Annotated in this window: 25 protein-coding genes; 15 read left to right on the forward strand and 10 right to left on the reverse strand. The window is 54.9% G+C overall.

All coding sequences use genetic code 11. The features are described from left to right. Positions 1 to 33: 33 nt before the first annotated feature. Entirely contained in the window at positions 34 to 1,641 is a 1,608-nt protein-coding gene (locus tag BN8_RS19100) for an alpha-amylase family glycosyl hydrolase (protein WP_009283568.1), read from the reverse strand. A gap of 276 nt (positions 1,642 to 1,917) precedes the next feature. On the opposite strand from BN8_RS19100, the gene BN8_RS19105 reads away from it, so the two are divergent. The 5 genes from BN8_RS19105 (at position 1,918) to BN8_RS19125 (ending at position 10,155) form a co-directional block, all read left to right on the forward strand. Further along, positions 1,918 to 4,731, forward strand: a complete 2,814-nt coding sequence (locus tag BN8_RS19105; RefSeq protein WP_009283569.1) for a M16 family metallopeptidase — start codon at positions 1,918 to 1,920, stop codon at positions 4,729 to 4,731. Positions 4,732 to 4,868: 137 nt separating this feature from the next. Beyond that, positions 4,869 to 6,299, forward strand: coding sequence for a leucine-rich repeat domain-containing protein (locus tag BN8_RS19110; RefSeq protein WP_009283570.1), 1,431 nt, complete (start codon positions 4,869 to 4,871; stop codon positions 6,297 to 6,299). A gap of 237 nt (positions 6,300 to 6,536) precedes the next feature. Further along, positions 6,537 to 7,457 (forward strand): EamA family transporter, encoded by a 921-nt coding sequence (locus tag BN8_RS19115; RefSeq protein WP_009283571.1) that lies wholly within the window; start codon positions 6,537 to 6,539, stop codon positions 7,455 to 7,457. 75 nt (positions 7,458 to 7,532) lie between these two features. Next, on the forward strand, positions 7,533 to 8,168 hold the full coding sequence (locus tag BN8_RS19120; RefSeq protein ID WP_009283572.1) for a DJ-1/PfpI family protein: 636 nt from the start codon (positions 7,533 to 7,535) through the stop codon (positions 8,166 to 8,168). Positions 8,169 to 8,298: 130 nt separating this feature from the next. Beyond that, complete coding sequence (locus BN8_RS19125; RefSeq protein ID WP_009283573.1) at positions 8,299 to 10,155, forward strand: serine hydrolase domain-containing protein; 1,857 nt, start codon at positions 8,299 to 8,301, stop codon at positions 10,153 to 10,155. A 9-nt stretch (positions 10,156 to 10,164) separates the two neighbouring features. On the opposite strand, the gene BN8_RS19130 is transcribed toward BN8_RS19125, so the two are convergent. The 3 genes from BN8_RS19130 to BN8_RS19140 form a co-directional block, all read right to left on the reverse strand. Further along, complete coding sequence (locus BN8_RS19130) at positions 10,165 to 10,998, reverse strand: SDR family NAD(P)-dependent oxidoreductase (RefSeq protein ID WP_009283574.1); 834 nt, start codon at positions 10,996 to 10,998, stop codon at positions 10,165 to 10,167. Further along, positions 10,988 to 11,173: a transposase gene (locus BN8_RS19135; RefSeq protein WP_009283575.1), complete on the reverse strand. Its 186-nt coding sequence runs from the start codon at positions 11,171 to 11,173 to the stop codon at positions 10,988 to 10,990. The genes BN8_RS19130 and BN8_RS19135 overlap by 11 nt, the downstream gene beginning before the upstream one ends. A gap of 66 nt (positions 11,174 to 11,239) precedes the next feature. Further along, entirely contained in the window at positions 11,240 to 12,946 is a 1,707-nt protein-coding gene (locus BN8_RS19140) for an IlvD/Edd family dehydratase (protein WP_009283576.1), read from the reverse strand. Positions 12,947 to 13,095: 149 nt separating this feature from the next. Between BN8_RS19140 and BN8_RS32215 the strand changes: the two genes are divergently transcribed. The 6 genes from BN8_RS32215 (at position 13,096) to BN8_RS19170 (ending at position 18,414) form a co-directional block, all read left to right on the forward strand. Beyond that, positions 13,096 to 13,266: a DUF1059 domain-containing protein gene (locus BN8_RS32215; RefSeq protein WP_009283578.1), complete on the forward strand. Its 171-nt coding sequence runs from the start codon at positions 13,096 to 13,098 to the stop codon at positions 13,264 to 13,266. Between the two features lie 328 nt (positions 13,267 to 13,594). After that, a complete protein-coding gene (locus tag BN8_RS19145) occupies positions 13,595 to 14,374 on the forward strand; it encodes a lytic transglycosylase domain-containing protein (protein ID WP_009283579.1) in 780 nt (259 codons plus the stop codon). A gap of 309 nt (positions 14,375 to 14,683) precedes the next feature. Continuing rightward, on the forward strand, positions 14,684 to 15,499 hold the full coding sequence (locus BN8_RS19155) for an MlaE family ABC transporter permease (RefSeq protein ID WP_009283580.1): 816 nt from the start codon (positions 14,684 to 14,686) through the stop codon (positions 15,497 to 15,499). A gap of 4 nt (positions 15,500 to 15,503) precedes the next feature. Next, entirely contained in the window at positions 15,504 to 16,277 is a 774-nt protein-coding gene (locus BN8_RS19160) for an ABC transporter ATP-binding protein (RefSeq protein WP_009283581.1), read from the forward strand. A gap of 25 nt (positions 16,278 to 16,302) precedes the next feature. Then, on the forward strand, positions 16,303 to 17,346 hold the full coding sequence (locus BN8_RS19165; RefSeq protein WP_009283582.1) for an MlaD family protein: 1,044 nt from the start codon (positions 16,303 to 16,305) through the stop codon (positions 17,344 to 17,346). A gap of 9 nt (positions 17,347 to 17,355) precedes the next feature. After that, positions 17,356 to 18,414, forward strand: a complete 1,059-nt coding sequence (locus BN8_RS19170; protein WP_009283583.1) for a methyltransferase — start codon at positions 17,356 to 17,358, stop codon at positions 18,412 to 18,414. Position 18,415: 1 nt separating this feature from the next. On the opposite strand, the gene BN8_RS19175 is transcribed toward BN8_RS19170, so the two are convergent. From BN8_RS19175 to BN8_RS19190, 4 genes are all read right to left on the reverse strand, one after another. Next, entirely contained in the window at positions 18,416 to 18,745 is a 330-nt protein-coding gene (locus BN8_RS19175) for a tRNA-binding protein (protein WP_009283584.1), read from the reverse strand. Between the two features lie 14 nt (positions 18,746 to 18,759). After that, complete coding sequence (locus tag BN8_RS19180) at positions 18,760 to 19,719, reverse strand: alpha/beta fold hydrolase (protein WP_009283585.1); 960 nt, start codon at positions 19,717 to 19,719, stop codon at positions 18,760 to 18,762. 84 nt (positions 19,720 to 19,803) lie between these two features. Then, the gene (locus tag BN8_RS19185; protein WP_009283586.1) at positions 19,804 to 20,973 is read right to left on the reverse strand and encodes a serine hydrolase domain-containing protein; all 1,170 of its coding nucleotides are present in this window, start codon (positions 20,971 to 20,973) and stop codon (positions 19,804 to 19,806) included. 83 nt (positions 20,974 to 21,056) lie between these two features. Further along, positions 21,057 to 22,706 carry a flavin monoamine oxidase family protein gene (locus BN8_RS19190; RefSeq protein ID WP_009283587.1) on the reverse strand — a complete coding sequence of 550 codons (1,650 nt, stop codon included), beginning with the start codon at positions 22,704 to 22,706 and terminating at the stop codon, positions 21,057 to 21,059. A 229-nt stretch (positions 22,707 to 22,935) separates the two neighbouring features. Between BN8_RS19190 and BN8_RS33770 the strand changes: the two genes are divergently transcribed. After that, positions 22,936 to 23,061: a hypothetical protein gene (locus tag BN8_RS33770; protein WP_009283588.1), complete on the forward strand. Its 126-nt coding sequence runs from the start codon at positions 22,936 to 22,938 to the stop codon at positions 23,059 to 23,061. Positions 23,062 to 23,132: 71 nt separating this feature from the next. On the opposite strand, the gene BN8_RS19195 is transcribed toward BN8_RS33770, so the two are convergent. After that, positions 23,133 to 23,603 carry an FKBP-type peptidyl-prolyl cis-trans isomerase gene (locus BN8_RS19195; RefSeq protein WP_009283589.1) on the reverse strand — a complete coding sequence of 157 codons (471 nt, stop codon included), beginning with the start codon at positions 23,601 to 23,603 and terminating at the stop codon, positions 23,133 to 23,135. 277 nt (positions 23,604 to 23,880) lie between these two features. Here BN8_RS19195 and BN8_RS19200 point away from each other — a divergent pair, with 277 nt between their 5' ends. The 3 genes from BN8_RS19200 to BN8_RS19205 all read left to right on the forward strand — a co-directional run bounded on the left by BN8_RS19200 (position 23,881) and on the right by BN8_RS19205 (position 25,157). Then, complete coding sequence (locus BN8_RS19200; RefSeq protein ID WP_009283590.1) at positions 23,881 to 24,477, forward strand: fasciclin domain-containing protein; 597 nt, start codon at positions 23,881 to 23,883, stop codon at positions 24,475 to 24,477. Positions 24,478 to 24,561: 84 nt separating this feature from the next. After that, positions 24,562 to 24,684 (forward strand): hypothetical protein, encoded by a 123-nt coding sequence (locus BN8_RS33775; protein WP_262493850.1) that lies wholly within the window; start codon positions 24,562 to 24,564, stop codon positions 24,682 to 24,684. 215 nt (positions 24,685 to 24,899) lie between these two features. Continuing rightward, on the forward strand, positions 24,900 to 25,157 hold the full coding sequence (locus BN8_RS19205; RefSeq protein ID WP_009283592.1) for a hypothetical protein: 258 nt from the start codon (positions 24,900 to 24,902) through the stop codon (positions 25,155 to 25,157). 57 nt (positions 25,158 to 25,214) lie between these two features. On the opposite strand, the gene BN8_RS19210 is transcribed toward BN8_RS19205, so the two are convergent. Continuing rightward, positions 25,215 to 25,412: an alcohol dehydrogenase catalytic domain-containing protein gene (locus tag BN8_RS19210; RefSeq protein WP_009283593.1), complete on the reverse strand. Its 198-nt coding sequence runs from the start codon at positions 25,410 to 25,412 to the stop codon at positions 25,215 to 25,217. Positions 25,413 to 25,421 lie beyond the last annotated feature (9 nt).

Raw genomic sequence — 25,421 nt, forward strand, 5'->3', positions numbered from 1 at the left:
CTCTCCTTGGCAAGGAGAGGGGTTGGGGTGAGGTTACTGCAACCGAATGATAACCCCTTCGTCGCCACTTAGATTGAGGGTATCGCTGACACTAACGCCCTCTGACTCGGGATAGGTAGCAATCGCTACCGTACCGGTGAAAGGGAAATGCTGAGGCCGAAAGTAGCCCGGTCGGTGGCTCAGGTTGAGCACAATCAGGAAACTATCGTGCCCTTCAGCCTCTCGTTTAAAGGCAACCAGATTCATATCTGAATACACCGGCGTGTATGTACCTACCTGCAGGGCTGGTTCGTTCCGGCGCAGGTCGATCAGCCGCCGGTAGAGAGTCAGCATCGACAGGTCGTTGTCCCGCTGTACCGCTACGTTCTCCCGGCTGTAGTTGGCCGCCAGCCGAAGCCAGGGTTTCACGTCGGTGAAACCGGCGTTGGGGCTGCCGTCCCACTGCATGGGCGTCCGGGCAGGGTCACGGCTCAGGTTCTTGTCGGGCATGTTCAGCCCCTGCGGGTCCTGCACTTCCTCGAACGGTATTGGTACGTCGCGCATACAGATTTCGTCGCCGTAGTAGATCGTGGGGGTGCCCCGCAGGGTGAGCAGCAGCATGGCCGCTACCCGCGCCTGCTGCATACCGACGCGGCTCGTGATACGCGGCTGGTCGTGGTTGCCGAGCACCCAGTTTGGCCAGCCGTTCGGCGGTAAGGCGCCCTCGTACTGATCAATGGCCGACGCAATCTGCCGGGCATCCCACGGCAACGACAGCAACTGAAAATTAAACGGCAGATGCGCCCCCTTCCCGTCGATACCGTAGTACGTTACCAGCTTCTGGATGGGCAGGTAAATTTCGCCGATCATCATGCGCTCGTCGTATGAATCGAGTACGCTTCGCATCTGCCGGACAATTGTATGAACCTCGGGCTGGTCAGTCGAATACACTGGCAGTAGCTGTTCGTACGTAGCCATGTGCGCCTGGTAGTCGGGGTTGACCGGGTTATCGCGGAACTGCTCATCCTTGATCATGTGCCACATGACATCCACCCGGAAACCATCGACGCCCTTGTCGAGCCAGAACCGCATAACGTCGAGCATGGCCTGCTGCACCTCGGGGTTCCGCCAGTTCAGATCCGGCTGCTCTTTCAGGAATGCGTGGTAGTAGTACTGCTGCGTGGTTTCGTCCCACTCCCAGGCCGGTCCCCCAAATACGCTCAGCCAGTTGTTCGGCACGGAGCCATCCGGCAGCGGATCGCACCAGATGTACCAGTCACGTTTCGGGTTATCACGCGACGAACGGGATTCCAGAAACCAGGGGTGCTGATCGGACGTATGATTCGGCACCAGGTCCAGAATGAGTTTCATGCCCCGGCCGTGTACCGCCTGAAGCAACTCGTCGAAGTCCGTTTCAGACCCGAACAGCGGATGGACACCCCGGTAATCGGAAATGTCGTAGCCATAGTCTGCCATCGGCGACGGGTAAATCGGCGACAGCCAGACGGCATCGATTCCCAGCCACTGGAGGTAATCGAGCCGCTGGATAATACCGCGCAGGTCGCCCACACCGTCGCTGTTACTGTCCTGAAAGGATCGGGGATAAATCTGATAAACTACGCCTGTCTGCCACCAAAGGTATGTTTTCTGGCTTTCCTGCATGTTTTGGTGAAGTTTTAGGTGGTTCTGTATTTTTCAGAATAACCCAAAACCACTGCCGACAGCTACCCCGGAACGGTATATTTTATCAGCCGGGCGGTTATCAACCGTTCCGGCCATCACTTCGTGTGGAAAATGGAGACATTTTGCATCCTGATTATTAGTAGTATAACCGCACATCAGCCTTAAAACCCTTTTGTTAAAAAGTTGTAACAGAAGTTGGTTTTACAGCTACGTATCGTTAACTATACGAATAGTTTCCACTTAAATACTATCCTCATGTTTTTCCCGAACCACTCTACTCGAAGATGGCTGCTGGTTGCCGCTTTGCTGAGCGGCAGCGTTGCCGTATCCCCAGCGCAGGATAAGGCTACGGGTTCCCTTCCCAACGGCGTCACGAAGGTCACGTCGGTCGAAGGCATTACGGAGTATCAGCTCAAAAACGGTCTCCGGGTGCTGCTTTTCCCCGACCCATCGAAGCCGACCATCACCGTGAATGTTACGTATCTGGTTGGGTCGCGGCACGAAGGCCTCGGCGAAACCGGCATGGCGCACCTGCTGGAGCACATGGTTTTCAAAGGTTCGACCAAGCACAAGAATATCCCGCAGGAACTGACCGAACATGGCTGCCGCCCGAACGGTACGACCTGGTACGACCGGACCAACTATTTCGAAACGTTTTCGGCTACCGACGAGAACCTGAAATGGGCACTCGACCTGGAATCGGATCGGATGATCAATAGCTTCATCGACAAGAAAGACCTGGAAACTGAATTCACGGTCGTGCGCAACGAGTTTGAAATGGGCGAGAACTCGCCACAGTACGTGCTGATGGAGCGGATTCTGTCAACGGCTTATCTGTGGCACAACTACGGCAAATCGACCATCGGCTCAAAGGAGGACATTGAGCGCGTTCCCATCGATAACCTGAAGGCATTCTACAAGAAATATTACCAGCCCGACAACGCGATTCTGCTGGTGGCCGGTAAAATCGATGAACCGAAAACCCTGGCCTTGATCAACGAGTACTTTGGGCCTATTCCAAAGCCGGAGCGTGTGCTGCAAAAGCCCTACACAGTCGAGCCGACGCAGGACGGCGAACGTAACGTGACGCTGAAGCGTGTGGGCGATACCCAGGCCGTCGGGGTTGCCTACCATACGCCATCCGGCTCGCACCCCGACTATGCCGTGATGGACGTCGTTATCGACATCCTGACCAATGAGCCATCCGGCCGTCTTTACAAAGCGCTGGTTGAAGGCAAAAAAGCCGCTTTCCAATACGGCTGGGCCCCTTCGGTACACGATCCGGGCTTTGCTTATTTCTACGCCGAAGTGCGTAAAGAACAGTCGCTGGACTCGGCCCGGACGGTGATGATGAACACCCTGGATGAGATCACCCGCAAAGCGCCGACGAAAGAAGAAGTTGAACGGTCTAAAACGAAGCTGCTGGCCGATATCGATCTGCTCTTCAAAAACACCGACCGCGTCGGCCTGCAACTGAGCGAGTGGATGGGTGCCGGCGACTGGCGTCTGGTGTATCTTTATCGCGACAACATTCGCAAAGTTACCCCCGCCGACGTACAGCGCGTAGCTTCGGCTTACCTGAAGCCCTCGAACCGTACCGTGGGCGTGTTCATCCCCGACCAGAAGCCCGACCGCGCCGAAATTCCGGAAGCGCCGAACGTAGCGGAACTGGTAAAAGATTACAAAGGCGAGAAAGCCATTGCGGCCGGCGAAGCCTTCGACGTATCGCCCGCCAACATCGAATCGCGCACCAAACGCGGCCAGGAACCGAAGAGCGTCAAATACGCCCTGCTGCCGAAAAGCACCCGGGGTGGCAGCGTGAACGTACAGATGACGATCCGCTACGGCGACGAGAAAAGCCTGATGAACAAGTCGGTGGTGTCCAGCATGACGGCGTCCATGCTCGAACGCGGCACCAAAACCCGGACCTATCAGCAGATCAAAGATGAACTTGACAAGTTGAAGGCCCGCGCCTACGTAGGTGGTGGCGGTCAGACAGCCGGGGTATTTGTTGAAGCCTCGAAGGAGAACCTGCCCGCCGTGATGAAGATCGTGACCGACTACCTGAAGAACCCGACTTTCCCCGAAGCCGAATTCCAGAAGCTGAAGGAAGAACGGCTGGCGCAGATTGAGTCGCAGAAGCAGGAACCGCAGGCCATTGCGTTCAACGTAAGCCAGCGCCTGCTGAGTCCTTATCCGAAAGGCCATCCGCTCTATACCATGACCTTCGATGAAGAAATCGAAGCCATCAAAGCCCTGAAACTCGACGATGTCAAGCAGTTCTACAAAGACTTCTACGGAGCCGACAACGCGACGGTGGCTGTGGTAGGCGACTTCGATGAGGCTGCCCTCCGCACCATGATCAAGACCGATCTGGGCAAGTGGAAAGCCGCAAAGCCGTATACCCGTATTGCCCGGACGTATCAGGACATCAAGCCGGGTGGCGAGTCGATCCAGACGAACGACAAAGCCAACGCTATGTTTGTAGCTGGTTTCAACCTGCCGATGCGCGACGACGATCCGGATTTTCCGGCGCTGGTGCTGGGTAACTACATGCTGGGGGGCGGTTTCCTGAACTCACGCCTGGCCACTCGCGTCCGGCAGAAAGAAGGTATCAGCTACGGCATTGGCTCCTACATAAACGCTGATCCGCGCGACAAGGTAGCCTCGTTCGGTACGTACGCCATTTACAATCCTGAAAACGCCGAGAAACTGGAAAAGGCCATTAAAGAAGAGTTCGAGAAGATGGCCAAGGACGGTTTCGCCCCCGACGAAATCAAGGCGGCCAAGAGCGGCTGGCTACAGAGCCGGTCGGTAACGCGGTCGCAGGACGGTTCGCTGGCCGGTCGGCTGAACGGCTACCTTGACCTGAACCGCACGCTAGCCTGGGACGCCGACTTCGAGAAAAAGATTGAAGCCCTCACGCCCGATCAGGTAAACGCAGCCGTGAAGAAGTACCTCGACCATAGCAAGATGGTAGCCGTAAAAGCCGGTGACTTTGAGAAAGCAGCCAAGAAGATAGCCGAAAAACAACCAGCCGCTTCAGTCGGCAGCGGGAAAAAGGATTAATCGTTATCTGAACCGCACGAAAGATCACGGGATTTATCTGATTAAGCTCAACAGCTTGAATTTAACCAGATAAATCCCGTTTTAACATATTGTATTAACTATAATTTTCGTTATTTCACTAAAAAATACGTTACGCCGTGAAAAAGCTCTTTCTTTCCGCACTTTTTGGGTTGACCCTGGTATCGGGATGGGCACAGACCCGGGTTGTTTTACTGAACGATACGGCTCGGCTGGGCGTATCGCCTACGGCACTGGCGAAGACTTACCCACCAGCGCTGGCAACGAGAAGCGGTGAGAAAGGCGTTTTTGAGCGACACGGCAAACGATTTATGGATAGCACCCATGCGTCCATGCAGCGATTTTTCAGCTTCATGGAGGCTAACAAAAAACGCCTTCCGGTTAAAGGGGTGCTGCTACAGGTTCAGGAGTTTGTCCGGCCCGACGGCAGCTACGACTGGGTATTTTGCCAGTTCAGGAGCGACACCCTGACGGAAGCCCAAAACACGGCCCTCCTGGCTGTTCTGACCGACTGGTATACGCAACATCCGTTCCCCATTCGAACGACAACCGGCTTTCAGACGAGTCGTTTCACGCAGATTGGCAACGTACCACAACCCCGCAAGCCCCGACGCGGACCGGGCATCATCGCTACCCTGGAGGCTGCGCGTAAAACGGACCGCCCCGACACCGTAAGGATGCTGGCTTTTAACCAGCTTGACCTAACCGACATCCCCGACGTTGTTTACCGCTTCCCGAAGCTGGAAGAGCTGGATCTGTCGAAGAATGGCCTTCGCTACGTACCCGCCGAATTGACCGAGCGCATTCCCACGCTGAAACGACTGAGTTTTCTGTACAACAGCATCCCCGACGACAGTGTCTTCTTCCCAAAGAATAATCACCTGCTCGCGCTAAATCTCCAGGGTAATCGGCTCACCCGTATTCCGCAAGCGGTCGGCAACAACCGGCGGTTGGAAAGCCTGTGGATGGGAAACAACAAACTGCGGGAGGTTAACGCCAAACTGCTTCGTCGCCTGCGCCGGCTCAACGACCTGAACCTCTACAACGCCGGGCTGGCCCAACTACCCAAAAACTTCGGGGGCCTTCGTCGCCTGAAGGTACTGGACCTCTACTACAACAAGCTGACGACGCTGCCCCGCTCCATGCGCCGGATGAAGCGGCTGGAACAGTTGGCCATCGCCCACAATGACTTTACTACCCTACCTGCTACGCTCGGCCGACTGCCAAAACTACAGGTACTATACACGCATCATAACCGCATCAGCCAGTTACCAGCATCACTCCAGAAGCTTAAGACCCTGCGCGTGCTTGACATTAGCTACAACTGGTTTACGGTGCCACCCCCGATCCTCGCATCGTTGCCCTCGCTGGAGGAACTTGACATGAGCAACAACAACCTACAGGAACTCCCCATCACACTAAGCAGCCTTAAGAGCCTCAAAAAAGTGTATCTGCGCGCCAACCCCCTGTCGCAGGGCGATACCAAATCTGGCCCCTACGCCCAGCTCATCAAGCAGTTGGAAGCTAATCAGACGGAGGTGTTTTATTGAAATGGAGGAAGGGGAAGAGAGGGAGGAGAGCAGGAAGGGAGAAAAGGAAAAGCCTTTTTATTTCCTCCCCTTTCCTCCTCTCCTCCCCTTCCTCCTTTATTTCCCTTTCCTCCTTCCCCAAATATTCTTTTGCTTAGAATCTTCATAAATTATTAACGAACTGTGTAAAATACTTGAGTCTCAACGGAGAAAAAGTCAACTTGCTGGTGTTACAGAGGCAAATAAGCGGTACGAGTTATGCAAGCGGTTTCTACTCCGGTCATTACCCCGTCAAATCGAACGACACTTTGGTCAGCGCTGGTGTCGGTTTACATTCTGTGGGGATCAACCTATCTGTTTATCCACTTTATGACGGAGCGAATGCCACCCTTGTACATGGCATCGCTACGGTATATTATTGCCGGTACGCTTCTCTATAGCTACGCCCGCCTGACGGGTACGTCCCGCCCGACCACCCAACACTGGAAATCGGCCGGGCTAGTTGGTATCCTGCTGCTGACGATTGCCAACGGGGCGCTCACCATTGCTCTGCAATATATCCCGACCGGCATGGCCGCCCTGCTGGGAGGTATGTTGCCCGTATTTCTGCTGACGCTCAACTGGGTTTCATTCGGTAGAGTACGACCATCCAATATGGCCCTGGCCGGCCTGGGACTGGGTTTGCTGGGTATCTACTTCCTGATAAAACCCGACCGCCTGCACACGACCGGTGGTGTTGATGCCAACCTCATCGGTGCCGGACTCGTTACGGTCGGTAATTTTTCGTGGGCCATCGGTACGTTGCTGGCCCCGCGCGTGTCGCTGCCGTCGCAGATCATTTCGAGCGGTATTCAGATGCTGGTCGGTGGCTTTGTGCTGCTGGCGATCAGTCTGGCGGTGGAACCCGTCACGCTCTGGAGCATTGTCGATGCCCCCAGCAAGGCCATCGGCTCCATGTTATACCTCGTTGTTTTCGGCAGCATCATCGGTTTCTCATCCTACGCGTGGCTGGCCCGTAATGCCCGCCCGCAACTGCTTTCGACCTACGCTTTTGTAAACCCGGTTGTGGCTATGCTGTTGGGCGTATTCTTCGCGGGCGAAACATTCTCAGCCCAATCCCTTCTTGGTGCTCTGATTGCGCTCGGTGGAGTTGTGTTGATTACATTCGGCAAAAAATAATCAGTAAATAAATGAGTTAGTAAATGCCTGGTATATTCAATCATTCGCTAACTCATTTATTTACTGATTGAATCAATGCGCACTGTAGCTATTTTCATCTTCAACGAGGTTGAAGTTCTCGACTTTGCGGGTCCCTTCGAAGTCTTCGGCGTTGCTGGTCAGTATGCCGGCCAGCGACCGTTCCATGTCTTTACGGTCGCCGAACGTGGTCCTGTCTACGCCCGTAATGGCTTAGCGATTCAGCCCACGTACCTGCTGAACGACCACCCTCCCGCCGACATCATCATTGTGCCAGGTGGTGGTGGCCATCTTTCCGACGGAACACCCTACGGCTCCCGGCGCGAAATGGCCAATCCGGCCGTATTGAACTGGGTACGTCGCTCAGCCGAAACGGCCGAGTTGGTCCTATCAGTCTGCACAGGCGCGTTGATTCTGGCGAAAGCGGGTTTGCTGGAAGGTCTTTCGGCAACTACCCACTACAGAGCGCTTGAAAGCCTGCAACAGCTAGCTCCCAACACGACCATCTTACCCGACGAACGCTACGTTGACAACGGCAAAGTGTTGACTTCCGCTGGAGTTTCGGCTGGTATTGATTTGTCGCTATATGTTGTTGGAAGATTACTCGGTGAAGAGGTCGCTGCCGGCACGGCCAAGTATATGCAGTATGATTACTGGCCAACGTCCGGGCTAAGCTCCCGCTTGGCCGTATGAGATTTGGTACGTAATCAGGCCAGGCAGAAACTTAGCCCGGACGTTGGCGATACCGTTTGTACAACTCAGATTGACAACAAACCGAAAAGTTGTCAACTTACCAATCAGTACGGCAAACTCGCTACTCCCTATGCGCTTCTTCCTGCTTCTGGCGGTATGCCTGGCCTTACCCGTCGGCAGCCAGGCTACACCACGCCCACGCAAGCCTATTAACACACTGGCCGAACTGCGCGACTCAATCCAGAAGGTTATGAAGCGGGAACACATTCCCGGCCTTATGCTGGTGCTGGCTACTAAAGACTCTGTGCTGATTGCCGAAGGACTCGGCCTGGCGGACATTGATCGTAAAACACCCGTTACGGATCAGCATCTGTTTCGAATGGGGTCGATCACCAAGATGTTCACCACCATGGGCATTCTGAAGCTGGTCAGTCAGGGTAAATTGAAGCTTGACGATCCTGTCAGTAAAATCGCACCGGAAGTGCCGATCCAGAACGACTGGGCTAGCACAAACCCCGTTCGCGTGGTCAATTTACTGGAGCATACCGCCGGATTTGACGACATGCCGTTCAACAAAGTGTATAACCACGAGGCCACAGATCCGCAGGGCCTGGCGGCTGTGAAGGTTTTTGAACCAGCTTTACGGTGCCGTTGGCGGCCGGGTGAGCGGTTTTCGTATAGCAATCCGGGTTATGTCGTGGCTGGTTACCTCATCGAGAAACTAAGCGGTCAGCCGTGGCATCAGTTTGTAACGGAGCAGGTCATGCGCCCGGCCGGTATGACGCAGAGCAATCTGAATTTACGTCCCGACCAGACCGGTCGTTACGTGCAAGGCTACAAATGGGCCGACGGTTCGTTCAAGAAGGTGCCGTTTTTGCCTATTTATGGTGGGTCCGACGGCTCGTTGAATGCCAGTGCCACTGATATGGCACGATGGATACAGTTTTTTCTTAACGACTGGCAAACCCAGACGGGGCAGTGGCTACCGGATTCTGTGTTGACGGAGATGGAAACACCCCACAGCACATTAGCAGCCAACGCGGGGCTAAAGGCTGGTTACGGACTGGCTAACTACACCGGCAACCTGAATGGTAAGTACCCGTATCATGGTCACAATGGCGGTATTGATGGCTTTATCTCGGTATTTGGCTACAACCGCGAGCTGGGCGTTGGCTATGCCTTGTCAAACAATGGAAGCAACCCATTAGCCTCCATCAATAAAATGGTGGCGGATTTTCTGACCCGCCAGGCACCTTCGCCCACGTTGACTGCGCAGCCCCTCGACAAGCAAGCCGTTGAACCCTATTTAGGGCAGTATCGCGCCGGAAGTCCACGTAATGAAATCTTAGGTTTTCTTGAACGACAGCTTACCGGGGTATCGCTTCGCATGGACGGTGACTCACTGGTGCTCAGCCGGGCGTTCGGTAATGAAACCCGCTTGATTCAAACCGGCCCGCTCACCTTCCGCAAAGCGAATGATAACCTGCCCAGTATCGTCCTGACGGTCGACGCGGCCGGGAATCGGGTCATAAGCGACCAGGGCAACTACTTCAGGCACAGCTCATGGCTGGAAGCGTGGGGACTGCGCCTACTGCTCCTGATCAGTTTCGTCTTCGTTGGCTTTTCGATTCTTGCCGGAATAGTCTGGTTCATTTTTACCCTCCAGCGTAGTTACGCAGCGCCCGATGCCTGGCTAAGGTTGCTACCGGGCCTTGGCGCGTTATCCCTGATAGCCGCCGTTTTCGCCCTGGGCAATCTAGTGGGCAACTTAACCGCCGGTCCGGATGAAACATTGCCGGCTACCATCATATTTGCGGGTACGCTGGTTTTCGCCGGCTGTTGCGTCGCGGCTGTTTACTTACTGGTTCGCCGGTGGAAGTTTCTGCAAAACGGCTGGCTGAAGGCCTATCTGCTTGTGACCATTCTATCAAGTTGCTACGTTGCCGGACTTCTGTTTGCTAACGGCTGGATAGGCATTCGCTTCTGAGGCTTCCAGTTAAGAGACTGGCGGGGGGCTAATGCTCGTCCAGCCGCCGTCGACAACCAGGCTTTGCCCCGTGATGTGCCGCGAAGCTGGCGCCACCAGAAACAAAGCGGCATTGGCAATATCCTCGACCGTAGCCGGGCGGCCCATGGGCGTAATACGCGACCAGATCGGAATGTACGTCGGATCGTCCAGCGTCCGTTCTGTGAGCGTTGCCCCCGGTGCAATGGCATTGACCGTAATCTGAAGGGGCGAAAAATCAATCACCAGTTGTTTGGCCAGCATTTCCAGACCGGCTTTCGTCATGCTGTAGGCAGGCAGGCCGGGGTGCGCCTGATGCCCTACCACCGACGACATGAACAGGACACTGCCACCCTGCTCCGGCGTCACGTCCGACTGCTTTCGTATCTGGCTGGCAGCCGCCTGAGCCAGAAAAAAGCTTCCGCGCAGGTTCAGGTCCACGATCTTCTGAAAGGCTTCCGGCGTTGTGGTGAAAATATCGCCGAATACGGTAATGCCTGCATTAGCAATGGCAATGGTTAGCTTCCCGAATCGCTCCACGGCCGCGTTAACCATCTGCTGAATAAACGTTACGTCGGAAGCATCGCCGGGATACGCTTCGCAACGAGCCGTACCCTGGCTTTCCTGATTGATGGTTTCGGTGGCTTTTCGGGCCAGTGCTTCGTCGTAATCGTTCAGCAGGACGTGTGCCCCCTGCTGAACCAAAGCGCGGGCGATGGCAAATCCGATGCCCTGGCCCGCGCCCGTAATAACGGCAACCTGGTGTTGAAAACTTCCATCAGCGGGCGAATTAATTCGCCCGCTAGCAGAACGGTTAGTTGGCATATAAAGCAATTTTTTTCATCTCATCATCGAGCGCATGAACGGCGTGGTGCTGCTCCTGATTGAAAATATAACTGATGTGCTCAAACAGAGGATAACGAACGTCTTTATGCAGGACCGGCTCCCGGTACTTGGTTGTCCATACCAGGTGGACATAAAAGGCAATGTAATTGTTCATGGTTACGGTGGATGTGTAAATCGTTCGTTCTTCCAGTGGGCGAATTAATTCGCCCACTAATGGAAATCAGTGCGAATCGCGTTTCACCACCGAGCCCGATCCACCCCGCAGGAAATCGAAGTCAGCGCCTTCATGCGCCTGCGTGACGTGCCGGATGTACAGACCAACGTAGCCACGATCGTAGCCCAGTTCAGGCACCTTGAATTGAACCAGCCGACCAGCCAGTTCTTCGTCCGATACGTGCAGATGCAGCAGCCGCTGTTCAACATCGAGCGTAATGAGGTCACCATCCTGAACGAGCGCCAGGTTGCCGCCCACGGCCGCTTCGGGTGATACGTGCAACACGACTGTACCAAAGCCGGTACCGCTCATGCGTCCATCAGAGATACGTACCATGTCGTGAACACCCTGGGCCAGCACCTTGGCCGGAAGTTGCATATTGCCCACTTCGGGCATTCCCGGATAGCCTTTGGGACCTACGTTTTTCAGCACCAGCACGCAACTGGGGTCAACGTCCAGATTTGGGTCGTCGATACGTGCTTTGTAGTCGTCGATGTTTTCAAAAACCACGGCCCGGCCAGTATGTTTCATCAATTCCGGTGTAGCGGCCGACGGCTTCAGCACCGCCCCGTTGGGACACAGATTCCCTTTTAGTACGGCAATCCCTGATTCGGGTTTGAACGGCTTATCAACCGATGCAATAACGGCCGGATCGAAGCATTGAGCCCCGGTGCAGTTATCGCCGAGCGAGCGGCCGTTAACCGTCATTACGTTGTTATGCAGAAAGCCCCGCAGTTCGCGGATGATGGCCGGTAAGCCCCCGGCATAAAATAGATCCTCAACAAAATGCTCTCCCGACGGCTGGAGGTTCGCCAGCAGCGGAATCTTCGCCGACAGCCGGTCGAAGTCATCCAACGATAAGTCTACCCCGACCCGGCCGGCAATAGCCATCAGGTGGATGATGAAATTCGTTGAACCACCCAGCGCGGCATTGACCATAATGGCATTTTCAAAAGCCTGTCGCGTCAGGATATCCGACGGCTTCAGGTCCTCTTTCACCAGTTCGACGGCCCGCATACCAGCCATATGCGCCAGCACCTTCCGGCGTGAGTCGGCGGCCGGAATAGTAGCGTTGTCGGGCAGGGCCAGTCCCAGCGATTCGGCCATAGCAGCCATTGTGGAAGCGGTTCCCATCACGGCGCAATGCCCCTGGCTACGGGCCATACTGGCTTCGGCGGCTACGAATTCGGCCTGGGTCATCTTGCCGGTTTTGTAATCTTCGGCAAACCGCCAGAGATCGCTCGTTCCGATCTTGCGGCCCTGAAACCGGCCGGCCAGCATCGGACCACCGGATACCACCAGCGTGGGCAAGTTCACACTGCACGCGCCCATCACCAGCGAGGGTGTAGTCTTGTCACAGCCACAAAGCAGTACAACCGCATCCAGCGAGTTACCCCGGATCGATTCTTCGACGTCCATACTGGCCAGGTTTCGGAACAGCATGGCAGTGGGTTTGATCTGACACTCGCCCAGCGACATCACCGGAAATTCCAGCGGAAAGCCCCCGGCCTCCCAGACGCCCCGCTTAACGGCCTCGGCCAGATCGCGGAAGTGGGCATTGCAGGGCGTTAGTTCTGACCATGTATTGCAGATGCCGATGACCGGCTTGCCTTCAAATTCGTGATGCGGAAATCCCTGGTTTTTCATCCAGGCGCGATAGATAAAGCCGTCTTTACCGGTGCGGCCAAACCATTCTTGTGAGCGGAGGGGCATTGTTCAGCGAAAAAGTATATGATAAAAAGCAGCAGCTCCGTGAGTTTTACTACATAACTACCGTTCAAAAAATATGGAAAGTTAGCTGATGACCGTACGAAAAATTTATTTATTTTTCATACGAAAACACTCCTAAGCCCAACCACGCCATGAAAACACTTCGTTGCCGCGATGCCGGCTTTGACTGCGACGCCGAGATCCACGCAGCCAGCGAGGAAGAAGTTCTTCAGCAGGCTGCCGTTCATGCACAGACCGTACACGACACGCAGGTAACTCCCGAAATGGCCGGACAAATTCGTACGCTGATTCGGGACGAATAGCCTCGCAGGTATCTGTAGTTGCTTTATGCTGCTCTGATAACCAGTAACGCTTTACCTAACCTTAGTCCATACATCTATCCATACCAGAAACGGAAGCGTATTCATTTGTTAACGCTACTTACTAAATCTACATAATAGTCTACTAAAACAAGTACATCAAAAAACGCAGTGTAAACAGGCGCTTCCGATTACACTGCGTTTTTGTTTCTATAGAAGAAAAGCCTGCACTATATTGATAATCAGGCACGATTCACACGTACTTCATCGTTAAGACACCAGTATCAAGTGTGAAGCTGTTTTGATTAAACGAGTTGGATTCTCCTTGCTGATGGCCGTAGTACGCCCAGCCGCTATGGCCGCAACCAAGTTTGTTGCGACGCCGATCATTCCCAAAGACAATACCAAAGCCGTTTTTGCCGACTATTCCGCGTCATCGGTGCTGCGGCATTCGGTCACTGATGCCGACCTCCCACTGCTGGATGTCAACTTCTGTGGCGAGACGATGCCCTTCGATCAGGCCGACGTGGTTACCCGCTGGAAGCACGTCTTCACGAACTTCCGGCCACACAGCAGCCAGCTAGGCGGGCTTCGGCAAAAATCAGAATCTTTTTTCCCCACGATTGATCCAATCCTGGAAAAGTATGACATACCGTCGGATTTCCGATACGTTCCCCTCGCCGAAAGCGGCCTGAATGCGAAAGCCGTATCACGGAAGGGCGCGGGTGGCTACTGGCAGTTAATGCCCGCCACGGCCCGCGAACTTGGCCTAAAGGTCAGCAGCCGGGTTGATGAGCGGTTCAATACCCGCAAAGCCACCGAAGCGGCCTGTAAATACCTGCGCCGGCTCTACGATCAGTTTGGGTCATGGTCGCTGGTAGCCGCAGCCTACAACGCGGGACCGGGTTTTATCAAAGCCCAGCTACGACGCCAGGCCGACTGTAGCTATTACCAGATGCGGTTACCACGCGAGACCCGTTTTTACCTCTACCGCGTCCTGCTGTATAAGGAATTACTATCGCGCCCTGATGATTATTCATCTTTTTTGTCGCCCGAGGGATTGACGACGTATCACTTCCGGCCCGACGCCTTTTATCGGCAGGCTGCGTGAGCTTACTCATTCTGTACGATAAAACTCAACACGCAAAAGAGGGCTTGATGAAGGCCCTCTTTTGCATTGGAATTGGCTACAGCGTCTGCCCTATCTTACGGTTGCTTTACCCTGTCGCCAGGGGTGCCAACGTGAACCGGTGTCGTTTTTCGGACCTGGTACCCGACACGTACTACCTAAATTTTACGGCGATTCTTCGCCTTCTTTCAGTTCACTTTATAACAAATTCAAACCCGACCCGCGCTATTCGCGTTATGCAGGTTACGCTGGCCAATAAATTGACTAATGACCAGGTTACTACCTTTGTGAATGGAGTCCACTACAACGAAACCAGATGAAGCAGCGACCGAGAAACCGGTTGTTACGCGACGGCTCGACCGTGTTTTTCTGGAACTCTACAACGTGGCGGCTTTTGTGAGTCGCTTTTTTAAGGAAGTTCTCATGCCTCCCTACGAAGGCAAAGAGATTATTCGCCAATTTTTTGAGGTCGGCTATAAATCTCTGGGACTCATTTCGCTGACGGGTTTCATCACCGGCATCGTCTTCACCAACCAGTCGCGGCCATCGCTGGCCGAATTCGGCGCTACGTCGTGGCTGCCGTCGCTGATTGCTATTGCGATTGTTCGGGCGCTGGCCCCGCTCGTGACGGCCCTGATTGCGTCGGGCAAGGTTGGCTCCAACATTGGTGCCGAGCTCGGTTCGATGAAGGTGACCGAACAGATCGACGCCATGGAAGTGTCGGCGACAAACCCGTACAAGTTCCTTGTCGTAAGTCGCGTACTGGCTACTACGTTCGCGATTCCGACGCTGACGATGTACACCATCTTCGTGGCAATGGTGGGGGCTTTCATCAACGTCAACGCGAATGAAGCGACCAGCTTTCCGGCCTTTATTGAGCAGTTTTTTGGGGCTATCACCTACCTCGACGTGTTCTCATCGGTAATCAAATCGTTCGTATTTGGGTTTACGATCGGAATGGTCGGCTGCTACAAGGGCTACCATTCATCGAAGGGTACGGAGGGTGTCGGGAAAGCGGCCAACTCCTCCGTCGTTACGTCCATGTTTCTGGTTTTTATTGAAGAACTGCTGGCCCTGCAGATCGTAGCGGCTCTGCGGGCAGTATAAGCGTATGAAAAAACCCGAGGGACATATTGATCATAACAACGTCGTCATTTCAATCCGGGGGCTCCGCAAGTCGTTCGGCGATCTGCACGTACTCCGGGGCGTCGATCTCGATGTATATCAAGGCGAAAACCTGGTGGTACTCGGGCGATCGGGAACGGGCAAGTCTGTGCTGATCAAGCTCATCGTTGGCCTGCTCCGACCCGATGCCGGTACCATCAACGTACTCGGACAGGACGTAGATACCCTCACGGTCAAGGAGTTGGATCAACTACGACTGAAAGTTGGGTTTTCGTTTCAGAGCAGTGCTCTGTACGACAGCATGACCATCCGCGAGAACCTGGAATTTCCGCTGGTTCGGAATGTACGGAACCTGAGTCGGCAGGAGATTAACCGGGCCGTTGAAGAATCCCTGGAAGACGTCGGTCTCAGCCAGACCATCAACCAGATGCCTTCCGAACTATCAGGGGGACAGCGCAAGCGGATCGGTATTGCCCGGACGCTCATCCTGAAGCCGGATATTATGCTGTACGACGAACCGACGGCCGGGCTGGACCCCATTACGTCCAACGACATCAACAACCTGATCAACGAGGTGCAGGAACGACACCGGGCTACGTCCATCATCATTACTCACGACCTGACCTGCGCAAAGGAAACCGGCGACCGCCTGGCGATGCTGCTGGACGGTCGGTTTGAACGCCAGGGTACGTTCGACGAGGTATTTGCTACCAACGACGAGCGGGTCCAACAATTTTACCACTATAATTTTATCGAATAACGACAGTTATTAATCATTTACCACCATGAGTGCGGGAGATAACAGACGCTCAGTCGTCGTTGGCATATTTATCATACTGGGTCTGGTTATTCTGGTTGCCGGGATACTGGTACTGGGGGGCCAGCAAAAGCGGTTTACCAGCAGCATCCGGATCAATGCGGTGTTCAAGAACGTCGGCGGTTTGCGGGCTGGCAACAACGTCTGGTTTTCCGGCGTCAAAATCGGCACCGTCAAGCGAGTTCACTTCCTGGGCAACGCACAGGTTGAAGTAGAGATGAACGTCGAAAAAAGCTCGCAGGAATACATTCGCAAAAATGCCAGCGCCACCATCAGCTCCGACGGTCTGATCGGGAATCGTATTGTGGAGATTTTCGGCGGCACAACGCAGGCCGAACCCATTGAAGAAGGCGACCGGCTGCAAACCCGCGAAGCGCTTAGTTCGGAAGAACTGCTGGAAACGCTGCAGGAAAACAACCAGAACCTGCTACGGGTCACTAACGACGTAAAAGACCTGCTCGGCAATATTAAACGGGGTAAAGGTACGGTTGGGGCCGTATTAACAGATTCGGTGCTGGCCAACAACTTCCGGAGAACCATGAACAACCTGCAGCAGGCTTCGGAGAATACCGTTCAGTTGTCGGGGGCGGTGACTCAATTTGCCGGCAAACTCAACAAGCAGGGTGGCCTGGCTAACGAACTGGTTACAGATACTGTCGTGTTCAGCCGCATTCGCTCATCGATTGGGCAACTCGAGCAGGTGGCTACCAAAGCGCAGGAAACCGTCAGTACGCTGAGTCAGGCGTCTGGCAAGCTGAATCAGGCATCGAGCAAACTTACCTCCAACAACAACGCGCTCGGCACGCTGCTCAACGATGAGGAAACTTCGCGCAACCTGAAAACTACGCTTCGCAACCTGAACCGGGGCAGCCAGTTGCTCAACGAGGATCTGGAAGCCGCCCAGCATAACTTCCTGCTACGTGGTTTCTTCAAAAAGCGGGAAAAAGAGCGGGCGAAACAACAGAAAGAACAGGAGCAATCGGGCGTAGCACCGAAAGACTCGGCGCAGTAAATTTGCAGCATGCCAACTAATTCCGCGCCTGACCTGGCCACCATCACCCGCCACCAGCGGGCCATGTTCGGGTCCCGGCTGCTGATTGCCGCCGTTCATCACCTGTCGGTTTTTGAACACCTCAGCGCCGGGCCGCTTTCCCCCGAAAACCTCCGCAACCAACTTGGTCTGGCCGAACGGCCCGCCATGGTGCTGTTTCCGGCCCTCTGTGCGATGGGGATGATCCACTACGATGCGTACGGTCGGCTGGCGCTGACAGCCCTCGGTCAGTATCTGACACCGGACAACCGTCCGACGCTGGCCGGCTATCTGGGTCTTGAGGGTACCGATCCCGGCGTACTGGATATGGCTGAACGGCTGCGTAATGACGGTCCCCGGCAAACCCCGAAAGGTCTTGCCTTCGTTAAGGAAGGCGATGCGCACTCGCCGATGGATGATCCCCAGCAGGCCCGCTTTCTGACGCTGGGGTTGGCAGGTCGCGCCCAGCATCTGTCGCCCGTGGTTGCCGACCAGATGACGAAGCGCCAAGGGCATTTGCTCGACGTAGCGGGCGGCAGCGGCTTTTTCACCTTCGAATGGTTACTGGCGAACCCGACCTCGACCGCTACGTTGTTTGACCGGCCGCAGGTGCTGGCCGTTGCCAACGAACTGCTCGATACGTTCAGCCAGAGCGGCCGCCCGGGTGCCGATACAGTCCGGAGCCGCATTACGTTCCAACCCGGCGACATGCTGACCGACGCCCTCCCCGAAGCCGACGTATTGCTGGCGGCAAGTCTGTTTCATGACTGGCCTACGGACACCTGCCGAATGCTGGCCCGTCGCTTTGCCGATGCACTCCGGCCGGGGGGTGAACTGTGGGTGCACGATGCCTTTCTGGACGATACCCTCGACGGACCGCTCGCCGTTACGGACTATTCGGCGCAGTTGTTCTGGGTCACGAAAGGGCGCTGCTACAGCCGCCGGGAATACCGCAGTTGGTTCGCGGAAGCCGGGCTGGAACCGACTGATGCGAACATTCCTACACAAATGGACTACGGCCTGATCTGGGCCCGAAAGCCGGTACGGTAGATCAGGCAATTCGCAGCCCGTTTTTGGCGGGGCGTTCGGGTTGCAGCAGCGTTATCTCTTTGTTGTCGCCGACGGCCCCTAGCACCAGACATTCAGATTGAAAGTTAGCAATCTGTTTCGGTGGAAAGTTAACGACCGCAATCACCTGTTGTCCAAGCAATTGCTCTTTGCTGTATAGCCGCGTGATCTGCGCCGAGCTACGTTTAATGCCTATTTCGCCAAAATCGATCGTAAGCTGATAGGCCGGATTGCGGGCTTTGGGAAAATCGTTGACGTCAATGATGGTCCCGACGCGCATATCTACTTTTTCAAATTCGTCCCAGGTGAGCATGGTTGGTAATTGATTTAAGGCAAGAACTCACTCAGCGCCTTAACATATAGTTCCGGCGTCTGAATATGCGGAATGTGCCCAACACCCGGCAGTTCGACCAGTTTACTCTGTTGGATGCGCCTGGCCGTTTGTTTACCCAGTTCTGGATACTGCCCGTATTTCGCCTGCTGATCTTTGGGCAACAACGCCTTTCCGACAACGGTCCGGTCTTCCTGGCCAATAATCAGCAGCGTCGGTACGCGGATGCGGTCGAACTCATACACAACGGGCTGTTCATAAATCATCTGGTACGTCAGCGCGTTTGCCCAGGCTATCTCCTCAAAGTTAGGCTTATCCAGATCGCTGGCCTGCGCTTTCACCAAGGCTTCGTATTCCGGTTTCCAGACGGGGTAGTACGTCTGCTGGTACTGCTTATACGACTCGTACGTCGCTTTGACCTCTTTTTTGTACTGCGCATCAATCGATTGATAGGGCACGAAGGTCTTGTAATCTTCCAGACCAATCGGGTTTTCCAGCACCAACCGACTGACCCGATCCGGAAACATGAGCGTGAACCGCGTACCCAGCATCCCGCCCATCGAGTGCGCTAGCACCACCACGCGGTCAATCTTAAGTTTATCCAGCAACTGACGGGTGTTGTCGGCCAGGAGATGGAAGCTGTAGTGAATATTCGGGTGTGAGGACTTTCCCCAACCGACCTGATCAGGCACTACCACGCGGTAGCCCCTGTCGCTCAGCCACCGGACGACGTTGGCCCAGTAAAACCCGTTGAAATTTTTGCCGTGCAGCAGCAACGCCGTCTGGCCATTGGGTCGGGCGGGCTTCACGTCCATGTACGCCATCTGAACCGGCTGCGACTCAATCGTGAGCGACAGATACTGCACCGGATACGGATAGGTGACCTCGCCCGGGGTCTGCGCCCCAACGTATCCAGAACCAATTACTCCAACGACCAGCAACAACAGTAGACGCATATTTTCGTACCGACTGGATTGGTCGGCCTCCGGGTAACAACCCCAAAAAGCAACTGATTGTTGAGCTATCGGCCGTGGTACCGACTACTGTTTCACTGCGGCCAGCACTCGTTTGAAAAGTTCGTTGGGATTACCATCGTGCCACCGCCAGACAACCACGATGTCGTGTTCGGGGTCGATCCAGATAATATTGGAACCGGCACCAATAGCGGCAAAACTCGTAGCTGGCGCATCGGGCCAGGCCTTTCTCTCGGTATTGAGCCACCAGAGGTACCCGTAATCAGGGCCGACCGAACCACGCGTAACGGCCTGCTTCAGCCAGCCGTCAGACACAATCTGTTTGTTTCCCCAGCGACCGTTGCGCAGAATCAGGTACCCGAACCGGGCTTCGTCGCGGGAATTGATCCACAAGCCACCGCCCCAGCGCGTTCCGCCACTCACCGAGGGCATCCGCTTGCCGTCAATATCGGCATAAGCGTTCGGGTAGGGAATGTACTGCCACGTAGCTGAGGCTCCGATAGGGTTCATAATTTCGTCGCGGAATACGTCAGGCAGCGGTTTTTTCCACAGGCGCAGCAGCGACAGGGCCAGCCGGTTGATCCGTACGTCGTTGTATTCGTAGTACGTACCAGGCTCTTTCAGTTCACGCGGAGGCCGTTCGCCCCGGCCAAACGCTTCCTTACCGATAAAATCCCATTTCTTGCCCCACATCTCGCCCTCCCATTCGCTGGTTTGCCGGGCGTGGTGTTCCCAGGTAATTTTGCGGTTGTGCGGAGAATCATAGCCCCCATCAGTAATGTAGTTCACGACCGGGTCACGTACATCTTTGATCATACCGCGATCAACGGTAATGCCCAGAATGGTTGATAGAACGCTTTTGGCAACGCTATACGTCGGATCAGCCCGCTGGGTTTCGCCCCACTCGGCCACGATATAGCCGTGCCGCAAAACGATGCCGTTGGTAGCGGCCCGGTCGTTGGGAATCGGCCCCAGCAGCTTTCCGAAGATTTCCTCCTGCGTCGAAAAATCGCGGGGCATCTGCTTTGTCTCCGTTGCGTTAGCAAATGCCACAGCCTGTTCCAGCAGAGCGGCATCCATGCCCACCTCATTGGGAGTTTTGCGCTGCCAGGCATCGCCTTTAGCCGGGAAGTAGGCCGTTGACGCGGTAGCCTGGGTAGTTGATTGCTGAGGGGGGCGCTGGCAGGAAAGAACAACCAGCAGAGGAGCAACGAGAAGAAGCTGACGTAGGCGCATAGGGGTCAAAACAAAGCCGTGCAGCAAAGGTAATCAGGAAGACTATTGCTGCACGGCCATATTCCCTAAGGGCTACAGGTTATTTATACCATAACGCGTTCCAGAATCTGCTCGGCAGCTACCCGACCCGTTTCAGCCCCGCCGTTCATATACCCCTGGTAGTCTCCGCTACAATGTTCACCGGCAAAGAATAGCTGCTCCAGCGGCTCACCCTCAGCCCCACCGATGCTCGTCCACTGCCCAACCCGGTAGCAGGCGTAGCTGGCTTTGACGAATGGGTACGTTGGCCAGTGCATTCGCTGTACGATTCCGTTGTACTGCGCGGCCGAGCCGGGGAAAATCTGATTCAGTTTAGGCAGGTAGCGCGATGCCTGGTAGTCGAGGCTGCCGTTACCCAGGTTCACGCCCGTCAGCCCGCCGGTATACACCGTAAAGCCACCCCGCGTACCGGACTGAAGCTGCGTATTGTCCCATCCGCTCTGCAACCCGTTATCACTGAACACGTAGCCCGTATAACCCAGTGTCCGCCACGGACGGCTCTGGAAGCCCAGCAGCAGTTTGGCGTTGGTGCCATAGCCGAGCTGTTGAATGGCCTGCCGCTTCACCGCCGGCATCTTTACGTTGATATCCATCTGCCGCAGCACACTGAACGGCACCGTGATGAGCACCAGATCCGCTCGTACAGGGCTACCCCCGTCAAATACGAGTTCGATCTGCGAACCGCGCTGGTTGATAGCCCGCAGCACCCGGCCCGTTTGAATATGACTCTGGTATAATTCGGTCAGACGGTTGGTCACCTGCTGGTTTCCGCCAGCAATTTTATACCGCTCGTCGCTCTCCCCGAAGATATCGAACTTGCCACCCGACGTATCGGTCGAGATCAGCGTCAGGAAATTCAGCGACGACTGGTCATTGCAGGAGCGGCCGAATTCGGTTTCGTAGGCAACTTCGAGCAGTTCTTTCAACCAGCCGGTTGCGCCAATGGACGAGAGGTAAGCCGAAATCGACGTCCGGTCGAGCCGAACAGCCGTTGGGTCGGTTGAACCGTAGCTGATATCATCGGGCAGGCTGTCGATATCCTGCTGAATCTGCGGAGCAATCGCCTGAAAGGCAGCTACAACCTCGGCCAACGTGTAGTGACGGCCGTTGAAGAAATAGGCGTCCTTGATCAGGGCCAGTTCGGAAGGCGCCTGCGTATCAAGCAGCGTCAGCCCAAACTCCGTGACCAGATTCAGCATGTCCTCGTGGGTACTGTCGATGAATTCGCCCCCCAGTTCAGTCGTCAACCCGGGCCCCATAAGACCGTTGACACTGAACATACGGCCACCGGTACGGGTTGCGCCTTCGTAGATTGTGAAGTTATCGAAACCGCTTTTCGACAGCGTATGGGCTGCATTTAGTCCTGCAATACCGGCCCCAATAATTGCCAGTCGGGGCTGGTTCAGCAGGCGGGCACCACGGCCCCGCGTTCCCGGTTGTCCGGGCTGAATATCGGTTTCGGGGCTACAGGCGTTGATCAGGCCGAGGCCACCCGTCAGCATGGCCAGTTGGCCGGACGTACGCAGAAAGTCCCGACGGCTGCGTAGATTAGCTTCCCGACGCCGGTTGACGAGGTGCTCGTGCCATTGATCGATGAGTTCGTCGGCAGGAGCCGAGTGAGGCTGATTGGCAGTGACGGCCAGCCGAAACGCCTGCCGCACAAATTGAAGCAACGGAGTTTTACTTGAACGCATGAGTAGACTGGTGGTTAAGGGTAACCAAATCTAAACAGACGTTCAGAACTACATGATATTGTTTTCGTAAACGGCAGGAAGATGTTGCTACCGGCGCGGCTCCTGCTATTTTTGCTCAACAGCCCCCTCTGAAAACGTCGTCGCGCACTAAACAGACAAACAGACGGTTATTAAGGACAACTACTAATCAGCGGGTCTGGAGCCTGCACCCACAAACTACGACGTACCAATGAACGAGCGATTTAAATTATGGATCAAGCGGGTTGGCTGGCTGGGTTTCCTGTTCTTCCTGATCAAAGGTCTGCTCTGGCTGATTATTCCGTACCTGATTGCGAAGGGCGTTCTATCAAAATAAAACGGGTTTCGGTTCCAGGTTTCGTGTATAACGTTTTGACTTGACGCATGAAACCTGGAACCGTAGACCGACTAGTGGTGATGCCCCCCCGGACCATGTACGTGTCCGTGGGCGATTTCTTCAGGCGTGGCGTTACGCACCTCCACCACTTCCACATCAAAATGAAGGCTCTGATCGGCCAGCGGATGGTTACCGTCTACCGTTACGGTGTCGGGACCTACTTGTGTGACCGTAATGACCTGGCCATGATTCGCTTCGAACTGCATACCAACCTCAACCTGCTGGTTACCGAACGCATTGCGGGGCACCTCGCCGATCAGTTGCGGGTCGCGCCGTCCGTAGCCTTTCTCCGGGTCCACATCCAGATGAAGTTTATCGCCTTCTGATTTTCCTTCCAGTCCTTCTTCCATGCCCGGAATCAGGTTTCCCTCGCCGTGCAGGTAGTAGAGCGGTGTACGGCCCTCGCTCGAATCCAGCACGTTACCGTTGCTATCCCGAAGGGTATAGTGAATACCGGCTACCTTGTGTTTTGTGATTTGCATGATCTATTCAGCTTACCTAATGTTTTTCAAAAGAAAGAAATAAAACCGTCGGGCAACGGAATTTCCTAAAAAAGTGATCGAATGAGAACTGTCTTTTGAACAACCCAACGACGAATCAGGCATCGCCTGCAAACCCGTTCGTTCGCTCATATCCCGGCCCTCCATAAAACATTACCCACAGACCCACCGTTCAATCAACAAGTTGGGGTCAATCCTCACTGCTCATCGGCCTACCGGGCCTTGAGCATTACCATTCTTTCACCAAACGATCCGCGTTATGCGAAACAGATCAAATCTTTCATGGGCGCTCGCCCTGGCCATGTTCGTAGGCATTAACGCCGGCGCCCTGGCCCAGTCTCAAAACACCATGAGCCGTTCAGACTCTACTGGTACCACCAGCATGGGGAGTATGTCGGAGAGCGGCATGAAACCGGGCGGTTCAACCGGCAAGGACCTGGCTATCAGTGCGGCTAAATCGGCTGATCACACCATCCTGTTCCGGGCACTGCGGGTGTCGGGCCTGACCGACCAGGCAGCCGGCAAAGGACCTTACACAGTCTTTGCGCCCACGAACGATGCCTTTGGCAAACTACCCAGCGGTACGTTGGATGAACTGATGAAGCCCGCAGCTAAAAAGAAGCTGGTCAATCTGCTGGCCGGCCACGTCGTGAAAGGTAAGTACAGCGCCGAGGATTTACAGGACGGTCAGAAGTTAAAGACCGTAACGGGCAAAACTCTGACGGTCAGCAAACAGGGTGAAACAGTCACCATTTCCGATGCAGCCGGCAATACGGCCACGGTTAACCAGGCCGACATTGAGGCTACCAACGGCGTAATCCATTCCATCGATACCGTTCTGGCACCGGCTAACTAGCTCTGACGTTATGTTGCCCTCACCCCCGGCCCCTCGCAGGGAGAGGCCGGGGGTGAGAGCAACAAAAACGAAACGCCCTGCTTATTGCAGACATTTGTTATCGATGTAGTTCCGGCCGAACGTATCGAGGTTCTTGACGTACCGCTGCGCCAGATCCGCCGGGTTCCTGGCCAGCGTGATCGCAAGCGTAACGATTTGACAAAATGAACAGGTGAATAAGAAGGGCCTCACTACCCCTTCTCCCGCTTCAACAGCATTCCGATTGAGTCAATCCGGATGGTCAGTGCAATTGACCGCAGGTTCAGTTTGTGAGCTGGATGCAGGATTATTCTACTAAGCATAGCAGCAAACAATACTAGTACAGGACAGTTAAGGCTTATACGGCATAAGTCGATAAACCCAATTTGTAAACCACAAACGTTATGGAAAATCAGGATCCCGACAAGGAAGATCAAATCCGCGCCAAGCAGGCTATTTCGCCCGCTGGTCTCGGCGACCGGGCCGATAATATAGACCAGCTACCGGACGACATGGTTCCTATGGGTGGAGCACCATCCGACGAGCTGGAAGACGAGTATATGGACGGCGATGACCTGGGCGCGAACGTCCGCGAAATGCACCCTAATCGTAACCGCGACGGCAAGCCCGACCTCGACAAGCCTGCCTACGGCGGTTCATAAGTTAGTTCGTGATGTTATGTGAGGGACTTGGCCAGGGCTGAGTCCCTCTTTTTTTGCTCAGGGGATTTCGATTACCAGTTTGCCTTTTACATGCCCGCCCTCGAAGCTGTCCTTGCGGATACCCCAGTCGCTGGGGTTAATACCGGCGGCATGAACGCGAATCAGCACCTGATGCGGCATAGGCTGGTGAATGGGCACATCCTCAATACGCAAAACACTACTCAGACCATAGGCGTTAAAGACCGCTGCTTTCATACAGAGAGG

The sequence above is a fragment of the Fibrisoma limi BUZ 3 genome, assembly GCF_000296815.2.
GTDB classification, from domain to species: domain Bacteria; phylum Bacteroidota; class Bacteroidia; order Cytophagales; family Spirosomataceae; genus Fibrisoma; species Fibrisoma limi.

Excerpts from the sequence above, each read along its gene's own strand:
- BN8_RS19100 (WP_009283568.1), bottom strand. The coding sequence starts at position 1,641 with ATGCAGGAAAGCCAGAAAACATACCTTTGGTGGCAGACAGGCGTAGTT.
- BN8_RS19105 (WP_009283569.1), top strand. The coding sequence starts at position 1,918 with ATGTTTTTCCCGAACCACTCTACTCGAAGATGGCTGCTGGTTGCCGCT.
- BN8_RS19115 (WP_009283571.1), top strand. The coding sequence starts at position 6,537 with ATGCAAGCGGTTTCTACTCCGGTCATTACCCCGTCAAATCGAACGACA.
- BN8_RS19120 (WP_009283572.1), top strand. The coding sequence starts at position 7,533 with ATGCGCACTGTAGCTATTTTCATCTTCAACGAGGTTGAAGTTCTCGAC.
- BN8_RS19125 (WP_009283573.1), top strand. The coding sequence starts at position 8,299 with ATGCGCTTCTTCCTGCTTCTGGCGGTATGCCTGGCCTTACCCGTCGGC.
- BN8_RS19130 (WP_009283574.1), bottom strand. The coding sequence starts at position 10,998 with ATGCCAACTAACCGTTCTGCTAGCGGGCGAATTAATTCGCCCGCTGAT.
- BN8_RS19135 (WP_009283575.1), bottom strand. The coding sequence starts at position 11,173 with ATGAACAATTACATTGCCTTTTATGTCCACCTGGTATGGACAACCAAG.
- BN8_RS19140 (WP_009283576.1), bottom strand. The coding sequence starts at position 12,946 with ATGCCCCTCCGCTCACAAGAATGGTTTGGCCGCACCGGTAAAGACGGC.
- BN8_RS32215 (WP_009283578.1), top strand. The coding sequence starts at position 13,096 with ATGAAAACACTTCGTTGCCGCGATGCCGGCTTTGACTGCGACGCCGAG.
- BN8_RS19145 (WP_009283579.1), top strand. The coding sequence starts at position 13,595 with ATGGCCGTAGTACGCCCAGCCGCTATGGCCGCAACCAAGTTTGTTGCG.
- BN8_RS19155 (WP_009283580.1), top strand. The coding sequence starts at position 14,684 with ATGGAGTCCACTACAACGAAACCAGATGAAGCAGCGACCGAGAAACCG.
- BN8_RS19160 (WP_009283581.1), top strand. The coding sequence starts at position 15,504 with ATGAAAAAACCCGAGGGACATATTGATCATAACAACGTCGTCATTTCA.
- BN8_RS19165 (WP_009283582.1), top strand. The coding sequence starts at position 16,303 with ATGAGTGCGGGAGATAACAGACGCTCAGTCGTCGTTGGCATATTTATC.
- BN8_RS19170 (WP_009283583.1), top strand. The coding sequence starts at position 17,356 with ATGCCAACTAATTCCGCGCCTGACCTGGCCACCATCACCCGCCACCAG.
- BN8_RS19175 (WP_009283584.1), bottom strand. The coding sequence starts at position 18,745 with ATGCTCACCTGGGACGAATTTGAAAAAGTAGATATGCGCGTCGGGACC.
- BN8_RS19180 (WP_009283585.1), bottom strand. The coding sequence starts at position 19,719 with ATGCGTCTACTGTTGTTGCTGGTCGTTGGAGTAATTGGTTCTGGATAC.
- BN8_RS19185 (WP_009283586.1), bottom strand. The coding sequence starts at position 20,973 with ATGCGCCTACGTCAGCTTCTTCTCGTTGCTCCTCTGCTGGTTGTTCTT.
- BN8_RS19190 (WP_009283587.1), bottom strand. The coding sequence starts at position 22,706 with ATGCGTTCAAGTAAAACTCCGTTGCTTCAATTTGTGCGGCAGGCGTTT.
- BN8_RS33770 (WP_009283588.1), top strand. The coding sequence starts at position 22,936 with ATGAACGAGCGATTTAAATTATGGATCAAGCGGGTTGGCTGGCTGGGT.
- BN8_RS19195 (WP_009283589.1), bottom strand. The coding sequence starts at position 23,603 with ATGCAAATCACAAAACACAAGGTAGCCGGTATTCACTATACCCTTCGG.
- BN8_RS19200 (WP_009283590.1), top strand. The coding sequence starts at position 23,881 with ATGCGAAACAGATCAAATCTTTCATGGGCGCTCGCCCTGGCCATGTTC.
- BN8_RS19205 (WP_009283592.1), top strand. The coding sequence starts at position 24,900 with ATGGAAAATCAGGATCCCGACAAGGAAGATCAAATCCGCGCCAAGCAG.
- BN8_RS19210 (WP_009283593.1), bottom strand. The coding sequence starts at position 25,412 with ATGAAAGCAGCGGTCTTTAACGCCTATGGTCTGAGTAGTGTTTTGCGT.